The 13,792-nt window shown below is 73.0% G+C and carries 10 protein-coding genes; 2 read left to right on the plus strand and 8 right to left on the minus strand.

Features of this window, described 5'->3' with window-relative positions; genetic code table 11:
* The 7 genes from MHY49_RS17205 to MHY49_RS17235 form a co-directional block, all read right to left on the minus strand.
* Positions 1–429: class I SAM-dependent methyltransferase (locus MHY49_RS17205; RefSeq protein WP_239206187.1), on the minus strand; the 429-nt coding region annotated here is incomplete at its 3' end.
* A gap of 142 nt (positions 430–571) precedes the next feature.
* A complete protein-coding gene (locus MHY49_RS17210) occupies positions 572–1,078 on the minus strand; it encodes a DUF456 domain-containing protein (RefSeq protein ID WP_200501475.1) in 507 nt (168 codons plus the stop codon).
* A 104-nt stretch (positions 1,079–1,182) separates the two neighbouring features.
* Positions 1,183–2,139 carry a beta-ketoacyl-ACP synthase III gene (locus MHY49_RS17215; protein WP_239206189.1) on the minus strand — a complete coding sequence of 319 codons (957 nt, stop codon included), beginning with the start codon at positions 2,137–2,139 and terminating at the stop codon, positions 1,183–1,185.
* A 36-nt stretch (positions 2,140–2,175) separates the two neighbouring features.
* A complete protein-coding gene (locus MHY49_RS17220) occupies positions 2,176–3,333 on the minus strand; it encodes a VanZ family protein (RefSeq protein ID WP_239206191.1) in 1,158 nt (385 codons plus the stop codon).
* Between the two features lie 225 nt (positions 3,334–3,558).
* Positions 3,559–5,418: an RICIN domain-containing protein gene (locus MHY49_RS17225; RefSeq protein WP_239206193.1), complete on the minus strand. Its 1,860-nt coding sequence runs from the start codon at positions 5,416–5,418 to the stop codon at positions 3,559–3,561.
* Positions 5,419–5,711: 293 nt separating this feature from the next.
* Positions 5,712–9,020 (minus strand): AAA family ATPase, encoded by a 3,309-nt coding sequence (locus MHY49_RS17230; protein WP_239206195.1) that lies wholly within the window; start codon positions 9,018–9,020, stop codon positions 5,712–5,714.
* Positions 9,017–10,177, minus strand: coding sequence for an exonuclease SbcCD subunit D (locus MHY49_RS17235; RefSeq protein ID WP_239206197.1), 1,161 nt, complete (start codon positions 10,175–10,177; stop codon positions 9,017–9,019). The genes MHY49_RS17230 and MHY49_RS17235 overlap by 4 nt, the downstream gene beginning before the upstream one ends.
* A 195-nt stretch (positions 10,178–10,372) precedes the next feature.
* Between MHY49_RS17235 and bla the strand changes: the two genes are divergently transcribed.
* The gene (gene bla, locus MHY49_RS17240) at positions 10,373–11,323 is read left to right on the plus strand and encodes a class A beta-lactamase (RefSeq protein WP_239206199.1); all 951 of its coding nucleotides are present in this window, start codon (positions 10,373–10,375) and stop codon (positions 11,321–11,323) included.
* 79 nt (positions 11,324–11,402) lie between these two features.
* A complete protein-coding gene (locus MHY49_RS17245; RefSeq protein WP_239206201.1) occupies positions 11,403–12,194 on the plus strand; it encodes a maleylpyruvate isomerase N-terminal domain-containing protein in 792 nt (263 codons plus the stop codon).
* A gap of 83 nt (positions 12,195–12,277) precedes the next feature.
* Here the strand turns inward: MHY49_RS17245 and MHY49_RS17250 are convergent.
* The coding region (locus MHY49_RS17250; RefSeq protein WP_370646206.1) for a sulfatase-like hydrolase/transferase at positions 12,278–13,792 on the minus strand (1,515 nt) is incomplete at its 5' end.

The following is a 13,792-nucleotide window of genomic DNA, read 5'->3' on the forward strand; positions in this document are numbered from 1 at the left end:
GTCGACGGGGTCGTCGGGGTCGGCGGGGCCGACGCGACCGTCGGCCGACGTGGCCAGGGCGGCGTACGCCTGCTCCGCGGTCTCGAGCATGGAGCGACTGGGGTCGACGGCGATCACGTCGAGGCCGCGGCGCGCGAGCTGCAGGGAGAGCTTGCCGGTCCCGGCACCGAGGTCGACCGCCACGTGGGAGCGGGGCGCGCCCGCGGGGGTGCCTGCGGGGGTGCCTGCTTTCGGCGTACCGGCCTGGCCGTCGTGCGACGGCAGTGCCGCGAAGATCGCGTCGAGCACCTCGGGCGGGTATCCGGGACGCAGGCGGTCGTAGTCCCCGCCCTGACCCTGGAACGCTGCGCCCAGCTGCCGGTGGCGCTCCCGCGTGCCGAAGCGCGGAGTGTCCCGCGAGGAGACCGGAGGGACGGCAGGATCGCTCATGGGCTCATCGTCCCAGACGCCCGGCCCGCACCGAGAGGTGAGAAGACGTCGTCCTTCCGCCCTTTTGACAGCAGCTTCTCACCTCTCGCGGGGGAGCTGCGCGGGCGGTGCGCGGAGGTGCGCGGGGAGGGGGCGGGGCGACTCAGCGGTTGAGGAAGTGCAGCGTGGTCGCGATCGCGAAGGTGAGGGTGGAGGCGAAGCCGCACACGAGCTCGAGCATGACGCCGATGCCGAAGGCCTTGATGGCGATCCAGCTCGACTCCCAGGCGAGCTTCATGTCGCGGCGGCGGTACCACTCGGAGCCGTAGAGGCCCAGGACGAACCCGATCGGCAGGCCCAGGAACGGGATCACGAAGATGCCGACGATGCCCGCGGCCACACCCACGAGGATCGGCCACGTGGGCACGTCGTTGTCCTTGAGCCGCTTCCCCGTCATGACGTAGCTGCAGGTCATGCCCACGGCGCAGAGGACCGCGATGATCGCGAAGGCCAGCCAGGTCCAGCCGCCCAGCACGATCGCCCACACCAGCGAGCCGATGAGGATCGTGATCGAGCCGGGGATGATCGGCAGCACGATGCCCGTGAGCCCCACGACGTACGCGAGGCCGACGACGATCGTGACGATGATCTGGACGGTCAGGGAATCCACGGGGCCTCCGTCGGGGCGGGTCGAGCGGGATCAGACGGGCGCACCGGATGAGACGGGCGCGCCGGATGCCCCGAGCCGTCGGCCCCGGGGCATCCGGGACCAGCTCAGGGCAGGCGCACGACCTGGCCGGCCCAGGAGAAGCCGCCGCCGAAGCCGACCAGCAGGGCCGTCGCGCCGGCGGGGATCCTCCCGGCCTCGCGCATGCGGGAGATCGCGAGCGGGATGGTCGCGGCGGAGGTGTTGCCGGAGGTGATGATGTCGTCGGCCACGATCGCGTCCTCGCGCAGGTCGAGGGCGGCGGCGAGCGGCTCGATCATCCGCAGGTTCGCCTGGTGCGGAACGAACACGTCGATGTCGCCCATGGTCAGGCCCGCGGACTCGACGATCTTCTGCGAGAGCTTCGGGGCCTCGCGCAGCGCCCACCCGAGCACCTGGCGGCCCTGCTGCGAGAAGCAGCCGCTGGGCGGGCCGATGGTGACGGCGTCGGCGAGGTCGGTGACGGTCCCCCACTGCACGGGCGAGATCGTCGGCTCGTCGCTCGGGACGAGGACCATGGCGCCCGCGCCGTCGGCCGTGAGGATGCAGGTGGTGCGGTCGGAGTAGTCCGTGACCGCGGAGAGCTTCTCGGCGCCGATCACGAGCGTCGTGGTGGAGGCGCCCGCGCGGATCGACATGTCCGCCACGGCGAGCGCGTGCTCGAATCCCGAGCACGCGGCGCCCACGTCGAAGGCGGCGGGATTGGGCAGGCCCAGCAGGTGCGCGACCCGACCGGCGGCGCTCGGCGAGCGCTCCTGGTTCGAGCAGGTCGCGACGATCACCTGGGTGACCTGCGAGGGGTCGATGCCGGCATCGGCCAGGGCGTTGCGACCGGCCTCGGCGGCGAGGTCGGCGACGTCCTGGTCGTCGGCGGCGATGCGGCGGGACTCGATGCCCGTGCGCTGGCGGATCCACTCATCGCTCGTCTCGACCATCTGCTCGAGGTCGTTATTGGTCATGATGCGCTCGGGCCGGTAGTGACCGGTGCCGACGATCCGCGAGCCGGCCGGGGGCGTGGTGGGCATGGGGGTCCTTCCTGCAAAGGCTGGTCTGCCGGGAGTCTAGGCCGCGGCGGACCGCTGACGCGCGGTGGCGCCGGCATCTGTGAGAGCACGCGCATCGACCATCCCGCTGCCCGCCAGGCACCCTGAGAGCCCTCGATGGTCGCCGACGAGGGCGAAGACCAGCACGACCAGCATGTACAGGCCGATCGCGAGGCTCAGAGCGCCGGCCGCGAGCGGAATGCCCGCCGCGGTCAGCAGCAGCGCGAGGGCGCGCCCCACCGTCCAGACGCCGCCCACGGCGCTCGCCCGCAGCAGGCGTGACCCGACGCCGCCGGCGCCGCTCGGCCACGCCGGAGCGATGCCCACCGCTCGCTGCCCGAGCGAGGCGCCGCTGCGCCCCAGGGCGGGCAGCGCGAAGACCACGGCGAAGGCGAGCACGAGGAGCAGGGCCTGCCCCGGCTCGCCGAGCTCGTGGACCTGCCGCGCGTCGGGGGTGAAGACGAGCTCGACCACAGCGCGTCCGAGATCGAACAGGAACCCGACGAGGCCGACGGCGATCAGATCGACCACCATGCCCAGCAGACGGCGCATGCCCGAGACCCGATGCGAGCGCCGGGCGGTGAGCTGCTCGGGGCTCGGCATCCACCAGTGCAGGAGCAGCGGGGCGAGCAGGGCGCCGACGAGGGCGCCGGTGGTGTTCAGGATGAGGTCGTCGACGTCGGCGATCCGGTAGCTGCAGTCGTAGACGCCCCACAGCCCGGTGTACTGGGTGGCCTCGATCGCGAGGGAGACCAGGGCGCCGAGCGCCGTGGCCGCGAGCACCCCGCGGCGCAGCATGCCCCGCACCGCGAGCCCGAGGGGCACGAACAGGACGACGTTCAGCGCGGCCTGCAGCACCGCCCAGCTGGTGACGGCGTCACGGAGTCCGAGCCCTCCGCCCTCGCGCACGATGTCCGCGACGAACTGGAACGGCGTCAGCTGCAGGGTCCGGCCGGCGCCCTCGCCGCAGGTCCGCGCCGGATCGGGCAGGGGCAGCAGCGTGTAGGCGACCAGGGCGACGCCGTAGACGCTCACCGCCGCGGCACCGAGCAGCCGCAGCACGCTCAGCCGTCCGTACCTGCGGTACTGGAGGACGAGGATCGGCACGAGGAGGCCGACGAACAGCACGCCGCCGCCGATCACGGAGAAGGGGATCTGCCAGGTCCAATCGCTCACGCCTCAGGACACTACGGCGGCTCGGCCCCGCGCGGCATCCGCCTGCGAGCGGGCGCGGCCGCCGGGGGCGCCTTCCCGCTGTCTCGCCGACGAGAAGTACGAAACGGTTGCCATGAGCGTCCATGACAACCGTTTCGTACTTCTCGCGGACCCAGGACGGGCGCGGCCCCGGCCCCGTTCGCCGATCAGCCCCTCACGGGGCCGCTCAGTCCCTCACGGGGCCGATCAGCCCTTCGCGACGGCGATCTTCAGGGACTGCCCTTCGTCGGCCGTCGAGGCGCTGCCGTGGAAGTCGGCGGCGTCCGTGGTCGCGGAGGTCACGCTGCCCTCGAGGTCGAGGACGAGGCCGGAGTAGCGGTTCACCAGGTGATAGGTGCCCGTGCGCTCACCGGTGGTCGGGTCGGTGTCGCGCACGACCCACCACTGCTGACCCACGGACGGGTCGGTGCGCTTGCCGTGCTTCTCCCCCGCCGCCTTCGTGGCCTTCACCTTCGTGCCCCAGGCGCGCTGCGTCGTCCTCGTGGAGTCCACTCCCAGCAGCGCGCCGCTGCGCGTGTTGGCGATGGTGTACGCGCCGTCGCCCGTCGGGGCGATCTTCCAGGACGCGCCGGCGTCGGTCCGCTGCGCCGTGCCGACGACCTTCGCCTTCCCCTTCTTCTGCTGGGCCAGCGCGGTGCGCTTCCCGGTGGAGAGGGTGTACGCCTTCTTCATCGAGAAGAGGTTCTGGGCCTCGGTCGCGGTCTCGTCCTCACTGTCGATCGAGACGTCGAAGTACTCGCCGTCGGACTCGCCGGTGCAGGAGATCGAGCAGTAGGAGCGGAAGTCCTTACCGATGATGTTGCCGCTCGTCAGGGACTTGGAGTCGACCATCCAGCGGTACCAGGACGACCAGTCCTGGTCGTCGCCGGTGCCGATGAGGTGCCACTTCTGGCTCGTGAGGTCGTCCGTGGCGTAGTACTCCTGCGGGCCGGGGCGCGTCGCGCCCTCGGGCTGGCCGATGTAGAGCCCCAGGTGCGCGTCGTAGCTGATGTTCATGACGAACAGCGGCGAGGTGCCGGGCAGGTCGCCCGCCTTCACCTGGGCGTCGGTGTTGCCCTTGGTGGTGGGGTCGTAGTCGTCCTCGGGGGCCGTGTACCCGGCGGCGTCGCGGTCGGTGACCGGGGTCAGGTTCGACTCCTTGCCGCCCAGGCCCTTCTGGGAGAACGAGCCGTCGAAGAACTTGGTCCACGAGCCCGGCGCCATCTTCTTCGAGATCGGCGCGCGGGCCACGTGGGAGAGGTTCACGTTCTCCCCGCCCTTGCCCTGCTTCCCGATCACGCGGGAGCCGTAGTAGACGTAGAAGTACCCGGAGGCCGTGTCGACGAACAGGCGCGGATCGCCGTCGCCGTAGTTGTAGGTGTCCTCGGGGAACTGCTTCTCGTCGCCGCGCTTCGTGGAGTAGGGCGAGGTGATGATGTGGTCCTTGATGTCCCACGTCTTCCCATGGTCCGTGGAGACGGCGTAGTCCAGCGAGTCGTAGTGCAGGCTGTCGCCGAACGGCCGCCCGGTGAACTCGTTGTGCACGATACCGATCCAGTCCCCGGAGTCGGGGTCGACCCACACGCCCACGAGGTCGCAGAAGTTCTTCTGGCTGTAGGAACCGGTGGGGTCCTTGCTGGCCTCCGTGCCGGTGGGGCTCTGGTTGCAGCGCACCGTGGTGTCGTCGTTGCGGCGCTTCGGGCTGTCCGGGTCCGCGGCGGCGTTGAGCTCCTTGTCCGCGGTCATGTCGTCGATGGTCGTGCCCTTGTAGAACAGCCACTCGCGCGGGTCGTCCTTCGCGTAGAGGGCGTGGGCCGACTGCGCGTGGAAGCTGCCGTCGGCGTCGATGAACATCGCGGCGGGGGTGTCGTCGGGGAAGGCGTAGTCGTGGCGCGAGCCGACGCTGATATCGGCCGACGAGGATGCGGACTGCGAGGTGTCCGAGCCGTCGGCGGCGACGGGGGCTCCGGGCGCCATCGGTGCGGCCGAGGCGAGGGACGGGGTGGCGATCACGAGCCCGGCGACAGCGGCGGACAGGATCGATGCAGCACGAGATCTGCTGGTCATGGGGATGTCCTGGGGGTGGGGGATGGAGAGGTCGAGATCATGCCGAGGCACCGAGAGGTGACCTCGGTCACGGCACGACCGTACAGCAAAACGTTTGACATGTGACGTCCTGTGCGCCTTTTCGACTGAGAGTGCGGCGATGCGAGCAGCGTGCGGGACCGCCCGCGCTGCCGGCCTGGAAGCGTGAACCGCGACGCCTGACGAGAAGTACGAAACGGTTGCCATGGGCGTCCATGGCAACCGTTTCGTACTTCTCGAGCGCAGGGACACGGCCGATCCCCCGCGTCGGCCGCTCAGGCGGTGATGGTCGCGGTCGAGAAGCCCGACGGGCCGCGGCGCACGTGGATCTGCTCGGCGATCTGGGTCTTGAGGTCGCCGACGTGGCTGACGATGCCGATGGTGCGGCCGTGCTGGGAGAGGTGCCCGATCTCGGCGACGACGGTCTCGAGGGTCTGGGGGTCGAGCGAGCCGAAACCCTCGTCGATGAACAGGGTCTCCATGCGCACGCCGCCGGCCTCGCCGGTGACGATGTCGGCCAGCCCGAGGGCGAGGGCAAGCGAGACGAAGAAGGTCTCGCCGCCGGAGAGGGTCTCGGGCACGCGCGCCTGGTCGGTGCGCCGGTCCATGACCAGCAGGTCCAGGCCGGTCTTGCGGGCGCCGCGGGCGCCGTCGTCGCGCAGCAGCTCGAGGTCGGTGCCGGAGAAGCGGGCGAGCCGCGCGTTGGCGGCGTCCACGACGTCCTCGAAGCGCCGCATGAGCACGAAGGTCGACAGCGGGATGCGGCGGCCGTCGGCGGAGCGGGCGGTGGCGAGATCGGCGACGCGCACCACCACGCCGGCGCGCTCGCTGACGCCCGTGACCTCGTGCATCGCCCGTTCGAGCGCCTCGAGGGCGGAGGCCGAGCGCTCGGCGACGGCACCCAGGCGGGCCGCGACGGCCGAAGCCTCGCGCAGCGCGCTCTGCGCGGCGACGAGCTGCTCGCCGGCGGTGGAGGCGGCGACGCGGGCGGCCTCGAGCGCCTCGTCGCTGAGGTCGGCATCGGAGACGCCGTCCTCGGCGAGGCCGTCGGCATGGCGCGACTCCTCGACGGCGCGCTGCTGGAGGGAGGCGGTGAGGGTGCGGCGCTCGGCCTCCGGGAGCACGGCCTCGCGCACGGCGGCGTCATCGGCGAGGGCCTCCTCGTCGGCCCCCTCCTGCGCTGTCGGGCCGGACGCTGCGGGTGCGGACGTTGCCGGTTCGGACGATGCCGTTTCGGACGCCGCCGCTTCGGACCCCGTCGGTTCGGACGCTGCCGGTTCCGCCTGCTCGCGCAGCGCCGCCCGCGCGGTCTCGCGGGCGGTCTCGGTCTCCTGGCTGAGGCTCGCGGCGCGCGCCGCCTCCTCGGTGGAGGCGCGCAGGGCCTCTCGCAGGGCGGTCGCGGCGCGGGCGCGGGCCGCGTGGTGGCCGCGGCGCGCGGCGATCGACTCCGCCTCGCCGCGGGCGTCGGCCACGCGCGCGCGATCCTTCTCGAGGGCGGCCGACGCCTCCTGCTGCGCGGTCCTCTCCCGTTCGAGGGCGAGGGCCTGCCGGGAGCGTTCGGCGGTGAGCTGCGCGGTCGCCTCGTCGTGGGCGGAGATCGCGGTCTCCGCCTCGGCAGCTTCGGTCTGCGCGGCCGCGGCCTGCGCGGTGGCCTCGCGGGCGGCCGTGTGCGCGGCCTCGGCGGCGCGGGCGTCGAGGCCGCCGGCGCGCTCGCGCAGGGCCTCGAGCTCGCCCTCGATGACGGCCTTCTTCTGCGCGGCATCGTGATAGGCGCGCTCGGCCTGCTGGCGCTGCGCCTCCGCCTGCTCGACCTGCTCGGCGCCGACGGCGTCGTGCGTGGGGGTCGCGGGGTGCGGGTGGTCGGCGGATCCGCAGACGGGGCACGGGGCGTCGTCGCCGAGGTCGACGGCGAGCTCGGCGGCGATGCCCGCGAAGCGACGTCGACGCAGGTCGGACTCGGTCTCGGAGGCGAGGCGCGCGGCCTCGAGGGTGCTCGCCGCGAGGGTCTCGGCTTTGGTCAGCGCGGTCTGCTGCTGCGCGGCGGCGCGGGCGGCCTGGAGGCGTTCGGCGGCGGTCTTCTCGGCGAGGCGCGCATCGGCGAGGCCGGCGGCGCGGGTGCGGGCGTCGTCCCGGGCGGCGAGGAGCTCCTGCTTCGCGGCGGGGCGCGCCTCGATGGTCTCGTCGAGGGCGGCGAGGTCGCTGGCGGCCTGGTCGCTGCGCTCGGCGCGGGCGGTGAGCTGGGCGCCGCGGTTCTCGAGGCCCTCCTCGAGGGAGGCGAGGTCGGCGAGGGCTCCGGCGCGCGTGGTGTCCTCCTCGGCGGAGGCGGCGAGCGCGGCGGGGGCGTCCTCCCCCGCCAGGAGGTCGGCGATCTCGGGATGCTGGGCACGGGTGGTCTCGGCGAGGTCCGCGAGGTCCTTCTCGGCCCGGGAGGCAGTGCTCGCGGCCTGGTCGCGGCGGCGCAAGAGCTCGGCGACGGGGCGGGCGGCCTCGTCGCGGGCGAGGCGGGCGCGGGCCGAGCGGATCTGCGGGGCGGCGGCGTCGAGGCGCGCGCCGAGGGCGTCGAGCTCGCGGCGGCGGTCGATGCGCGTGCGCGCGAGGGCGGTCTGCTCCGCGTGGGCGCGGGCCGAGGCCTCGGAAGCGGCCTGGGCATCCTGGTCCTGCGCGGCGTCGGCCGCGGCCTGCCGGCTCGCCGCGAGGTGCTCGCGGGCGGCGGCGCCGAGCTCGTCCAGGCGCAGCGCCTCGGCATGGCCCTCGAGCGCGTCGAGCTGCTCGCCCTCGACGCCGACGGCCTCGACGAAGCGGGCGAGGGAGCGGCCCAGGGAGCCCTTCGCGGCGTCGACCTCGCGCTTGGCCTCCTTGCGCATCTCCTCGAGCTGCTTCTCGACGTCCTGGTAGATCTCGGTGCCGAACACGCGCTGGAGCACCTGCTGGCGCTCGCCGGTGCCGGCGCGGAGGAAGCGCGCGAACTCGTTCTGGGGCAGCAGGACGGTCTGCGTGAACTGCTCGCGGCTGAGGCCGACGGCGCGCTGGATCTCGCGGCCCACCTCGTCCAGGCGGGTCGCCAGGGGCTCTGCCGCGCCGGCCGGGGAGGATGCCGCGGCGGCCGAGGACGCCCCCGCGCCCGCCGTGCTCCCAGTGCCCCTAGTGCCCGAGGCGGACTCCGCCCCGTCGGCCGCTCCTCCGGCGATCTCCGCGATCACGCCGGGCAGCAGCTCGGGCGAGCCGAGTCGCCACAGCAGCGCCCTGGCCTGCTGCTTCGTGGTCCCCGTGCCGCGCTTCTTGGCGCGCTCGTAGTCGGGCTCGCGGTGGACGCGGAAGATGCCGGCGCTGGTCTCGAACACGAGGTCGACCGCGCTCGGGGAGTCGGAGGCGGCGAACTGGGAGCGGATCCGGTCGCTGCTCGCGCCGCTGCCGGCGACGCTCCCGTAGAGGGCGTAGACGATCGCGTCGAGGATCGTGGACTTGCCGGATCCCGTCGGCCCCTCGAGGAGGAACATGCCGCTCGCGCCGAGCGCGGCGAAGTCGATGTCGACGGGGCCCGCGAAGGGGCCGATCCCGCGCAGGTGCAGGTGGTGGAGCTTCACGAGGCCTCCTGGCCGCGGGAGCGCACGGTCGTGTACGCCTCGTCCATGACCTCGTGCTCGCGCGCGCTCGGCTCGCCGCCGGTGACGTAGCCCAGGAACTCGTCCATGACCTCGAGGGGATCGGCCTCGCGCCGCACCTCGGGCGCGGCCTCGCCGGCCTCGCGGCCCTCGGGCTCGTAGGAGGTGAGCAGCAGGTGCGGGAAGGCGGCGCGCAGGCGCTCCTGCAGGTGGGCGGGTCGGGCGCTGTCGGTGACGGTCGCCTTCACCCAGTCATCCCCGTGCGCACCGGACTGCGCGAGCAGCGACTCGAGGTCGCCGCGCAGGGCGGTGAGGCGGCGGGGCACGGGCGTCCCGATGCGCTCGACCCCGACCTCGCCGGGCGCGCCGAGCTCGACGAGGAGCACGGACTTGCGGTGGTCCTTCTCGGAGAAGGAGAAGGCGAGCGGGGAGCCCGAGTAGCGCGCCGGGGTGCCGACGGACCGCGTGAGGTCCTGGCATCCGTGGAGGTGGCCGAGGGCCACGTAGTCGAATCCGGCGAGCACGGGCGCCGGGACGGAGTCGACGCCGCCCACGGAGAGGTCCCGTTCGGACTCGCTGGACTCGCTGCCGCTGACGAAGGTGTGGGCGAGCACCACGGTGCGGGCGCCGGGATGCTCGGCCGCGCGCTCGCGCACCCGGTCCAGGGCGGCGCGGGTGACGGCCTCGTGGCTGCGGCCCAGCGGCTCCTCACCCTCCGCGACGAGCCGGTGGCGGGCCGTGTCCGGCTCGAGATAGGGCAGGCCGAAGAACAGGACCTCGCCGTGCTCGTCCTCGACGCTCACCGGATGGTCGAGCCCGGGGGTGTCGGTGAGCAGGTGGACGCCCGCGCGCATGAGTTCGCGGCCGAAGCCCAGGCGATCCGCGGAATCGTGGTTGCCGGGAGTGAGCACCACGGTCGCGGTCTCCGCGAGGCGCGAGAGGGTGCGCCCGAGCAGCCTGACCGCGGGGATCGGCGGCACGGCGCGGTCGTACACGTCGCCGGGGATCACGACCACGTCGACCTCGCGCTCGCGCACCAGGTCCACGAGCCAGTCGTGGAAGGCGGCCTGGTGTTCGTGCAGGTCCTCGCCGTGCAGAGTGCGCCCCAGGTGCCAGTCCGAGGTGTGCAGGATCTTCATGGTGCCGAGCCTATGCGGGGACGGGGACATCCGAGGCGCACGGCCCGGCTGCGGCCGACGGGAGAACTGGGCGGCCTCGGTCGTGCGGGAACCCACGATGCCGCGGCTCCCGGTGCGGGTCCGCCCCGCCGGCGCGGATCCTCCCTCGGCACGGCTCGCCTTGAGGCGCTCTGGCGTGGGCGTGAGGATGGCTGCATGACGATCCCTCGACGCGCCCTGCTCTCCGCCGCCGCGATCACACCGGGCCTCCTCGCGACCTCCGCGGCCCGCGCCGATCCCGCTGCCGGCGCCGATGCCGACGAGCGCAGAGACGCACGGCGGGATTTTCGGGGCGCCCTCGCGGACCTCGAGGCCGCCCATGACGCCCGGATCGGGGTGAGCGCCCGCGTCGTCGGCGACTCCCGCGCTCTCACCCATCGCGGCCGCGAGCGCTTCGCCCTCGCCTCCACCGGCAAGGTCCTCACCTCGGCGCTCGTCCTGCGCGAGGCCTCCGAGGAGCGGCTGCAGCAGATCATCCGCTTCACCGCCGAGGATCTCGAGGAGTACTCCCCCGTCACCGCCGAGCACGTGGACGAGGGGATGCGCCTCATCGACCTCGTCGACGCCGCGCTCACCCGCAGCGACAACACTGCCCAGAACCTGCTGTTCAGGGAGCTGGACGGGCCGCACGCGGTGCAGCGCCGGCTCCGGCACCTCGGTGATCCCGTCACCCGGATCGACCGCACCGAGCCCGTGCTGAACACCGCGATCCCGGGCGATGCCCGCGACACGACCACGCCCGTCCAGATGGCAGCCGACCTGGAGCTTGCGACGCTCGGCCACGGCCACGGCCACGGGCACGGGCTTGGGCTTGGGCTTGGGCGCAGTGCCCTCGGACGCGACCGCTCGGCGCAGCTGCTCGCGATGATGCGCGCGAACACGACGGGGGACGCGGCGATCCGCGCGGGCGTCCCGTCGTCCTGGACCGTCGCCGACAAGACCGGCGCCGGCGGCTACGGCACCAGCAACGACATCGCCGTGATCACCCGCCCGCATGCGGCGCCCCTCGTGCTCGCCGTCTACACGACGGGCTGCACCGAGGACGCCGAGCTCCCAGCGGACCTGATCGCCCAGGTCACCCGGCACGTGGTGGACGCCCTGGACTGAGTGCCCACCGCGTCGGGCACGACGCCGCCCCGAAGGGCGTGGCACGATCCCTCACACGGCACGAGGAGCGAGGTGCGTGATGGGGCGGACAGCAGCACCGGGCAGGGACGCCCGGATCGAGGCCTTCCTCGAGGCGTGGAGCGGTCTGCGGCGCGCCGTCGACGCGCTCCCTGCCGAAGCCTTCGCCCACGCGTCGGGGTGCCGCGGCTGGCTGGTGCGCGACCTCGTCTGCCACCTGGTGATCGACGTGCAGGACGTGCTCATCACGCTCGCGACCCCGGCCGGGACGTCGACCGGGGCCCGGGGCGTGCCCCCGGCCGGGACGAGCGCCGCGACCCCGGCCGGGACGAGCGGGGCGACGTCGGCTGACGCGGAGCCGCAGCGCCGCGTGGACGCGGCGGGCTACTGGAGCATCGTGGACCCGCCGACGGGCGATGATCCGCTCGATGCGCTCATCTCCCGCCTCGCCGCGGCGTACGAGGATCCCGCCCTGCTCTCCTTCCACCTCGACGACCTGGGGTCCGCCGCCGCGCGAGCAGTGCGCGACGCCGAACCGGACCGTCTCGTCGAGACCCAAGGCATGGTGCTGAGCACGGGGGACTTCGCGGACGCCTACGTGCTCGAGTGGACCCTGCACCATCTGGACCTCGCCCAGGGGGCGCCGGGCATTCCCGGCCCGTCGGCCGCCTCCCTCGCGCGCGCCCGCGAGCTGCTGATCCGGGTCATCGCCGGATCGGGCGACGCGCCGCTGATCGAGGTCCCCGACGCGGACCTGCTGCGGATCCTCACGGGCAGGCTCGCCCCGTCGGCCGAGGAGCTCGCGGCCCTCCCGCCGCGGATCGCGCAGGGCCTCCCCTACCCCGTCGGCTGAGGACGTCCGCGGCGCCGTTCGGCGGAAGCCCGCTGCCCGACGAATCCGGCCGGCGAACCCGGACGGTGACGCCCTCTGACCCGTCAGCCGCGATACGTCGACTCGTCGAGTCCCGACATCGTCGGGTCGTGGTCGAGGTGGCCCACGGCGTCCATCGAGCTCATCCAGTGGTAGAAGTTGTCGCCGCGCTCGCGCAGGCGATCGTAGAGCTCGGCGAGCATCGCCCGGCGCGGCTCCTCGAGCAGAGGGTCCTCGAAGCGGTTGGAGAGCTCGTCGGGGTCCGACTGCAGGTCGTAGAACTCGTTGCGCGACTCGGGGTTCACCACGAGCTTGAAGCGGGGCCCGCGCAGCATGCGCTGGGCGATCGGGAAATGGTGGCCGTGGAACTCGCACAGCACGTTCTCGTCCCACTCCGGATGCTCTCCCCGCACGATCGGCAGCAGGGAGCGGGAGTCCACCGCGGGATCCGTCGGCCGACCGGCGAGGTCCAGGAAGGTCGCGGGCAGGTCGATGAGGCTCACGAACTCCTCCCGCACCTGGGGCGGGCAGCCGGGGACGCGCAGGATGCCGCCCGTGCGGTAGATGTCGTCGTACATCGCCGGGCCCTTGTCGTGCAGGCGGTGGGAGCCGGTGAACTCGCCGTGGTCCGAGCTGAACGCGACAGCGGTGGTGTCCGCGAGGCCGAGCTCGTCGAGCGCGGCGAGGATCCGCCCGAACTCGCGGTCGATCATGGTCACGTAGCCCCAGTAGACGGCGATGAGCTTGCGCGACTGCTCCTCGGTCATGGTGTCGAAGGCCCAGTGCCCGGAGTAGTTGCGCTGCACCGGAGGCTTATCGGCGAAGTCCTCGGCGACCGAGCGGGGCAGCTCGACGTCCGCCGGGTCGTACATGTCGAAGTACTCGTCGGGGATCACGTAGGGCAGGTGGGGCCCGGAGAAGCTCGAGACCACGAAGAACGGCGCCTCGCCGCTGCGCGCCCCCTGCGCGTAGCGGGTGAGCATCTCGATGGTGCGGTCGGCCAGGTAGTGCTCGAAGGTCGCCTCGACGGGCTGGTGCAGGCGCGCAGCCATGAGGTTGCCGACCTCGCCGTTCGGGAAGGTGCCGCGGATGCGGTCGCTGATCTCGTACGGAGGATGCCCGTTCTCCTCGAGCCACGCCAGGTAGTCGGGGTGGTCCACGGCGTTGTGCCAGCCCGGGTAGTGCTCGGCCTCGAAGCCGAAGTCCGCGGCAGTGCGCTCCTCCCCCACGTGCCACTTGCCGACCAGCCCGCACTCGTAGCCGTTCGCCCGCAGGTCCTCGGGGACGGTCCACTGGTCCTCGGGCAGGTCCTCGATGTAGCCGACGTTGCGCTCGTGGTTGGCCAGCAGCTTGTGCCGGAACGGGGCCGCCCCCGTGAACAGGGACGCGCGCGCCGGCGTGCAGATCGCCGTGGGCGTGAACCAGTTCTCGAAGCGCGTGCCCTGGGCCGCGAGGGCGTCGAGGTGCGGGGTGCGGCAGACCGGACTCCCGTAGCAGCCCAGGGTGTCGACCCGGTGCTGATCCGTCATGAGCATGAGGATGCTCCGTCGGGCGGAGTCGGGGGCGGCGGTGGTGCCGGG

Source organism: Brachybacterium sp. ACRRE (assembly GCF_022346485.1).
GTDB classification, from domain to species: Bacteria; Actinomycetota; Actinomycetes; order Actinomycetales; family Dermabacteraceae; genus Brachybacterium; species Brachybacterium halotolerans.

Bases quoted from the DNA above. Each gene is read 5' to 3' on its own strand.
- MHY49_RS17215 (WP_239206189.1), bottom strand. From the start codon at position 2,139: ATGCCCACCACGCCCCCGGCCGGCTCGCGGATCGTCGGCACCGGTCAC.
- MHY49_RS17225 (WP_239206193.1), bottom strand. From the start codon at position 5,418: ATGACCAGCAGATCTCGTGCTGCATCGATCCTGTCCGCCGCTGTCGCC.
- MHY49_RS17235 (WP_239206197.1), bottom strand. From the start codon at position 10,177: ATGAAGATCCTGCACACCTCGGACTGGCACCTGGGGCGCACTCTGCAC.
- bla (WP_239206199.1), top strand. From the start codon at position 10,373: ATGACGATCCCTCGACGCGCCCTGCTCTCCGCCGCCGCGATCACACCG.
- MHY49_RS17245 (WP_239206201.1), top strand. From the start codon at position 11,403: ATGGGGCGGACAGCAGCACCGGGCAGGGACGCCCGGATCGAGGCCTTC.